The organism is Haloferax sp. Atlit-6N, from assembly GCF_003383195.1.
GTDB lineage: Archaea > Halobacteriota > Halobacteria > Halobacteriales > Haloferacaceae > Haloferax > Haloferax gibbonsii.
Window position 1 is genome coordinate 1 of record NZ_QEQJ01000191.1, and the last position, 516, is coordinate 516.

The 516-nt window shown below is 67.4% G+C and carries 1 pseudogene; it reads right to left on the minus strand.

The features are described 5' to 3' along the window. Positions 1-92: 92 nt before the first annotated feature. Positions 93-516 (minus strand): annotated as a pseudogene (locus tag DEQ92_RS21880) (V-type ATPase 116kDa subunit family protein); the annotation flags it as partial.

Consider the following 516-nt stretch of genomic DNA (forward strand, 5'->3'; position numbering starts at 1 on the left):
AGTCCTGCCTGCGGTGCGGTCGGATGCGTCTGCCGTCAGATGAGTGGTCGCCGACGCACGCGGCGTCGGCGAGGAGGTTCGCGTTCGTCTGCTCAGTCTTCGGTCGTGAAGCGCCGTTCGTAGCCGAACGGCTCGTACTCGCGGCCGCCGCCGTCGAAGAACTTGTTGAAGAACTCGACGTACTCGAGACGCACCGCCTGCAGGCCCGCGCTCGAGACACCGAGCGCGAGGACGAGCAGGTGGCCGAGGACGAGCACCAGGAGGCCGATCAGGATCGTCGCGGCGTCGCCGTGGACGAGCCCGCCGAACATAATTTCGGTAACCTCGTAGCCGTGGTAGCTCAGGGTTTCACCCGGCCCGAGCGCCGCGACGGCGGCGGCGTCCGGCATCCCGCCGAGGCCGAAGTGCCAGCCGCCGTGGCTGTCGACGTACACGCCGAAGAACAGCAGGTTGACCGTGAAGGCCATTCCTGCCTTCGCCAGCAGCACCGCAGCGATACGCGTGTACGAGAGGACG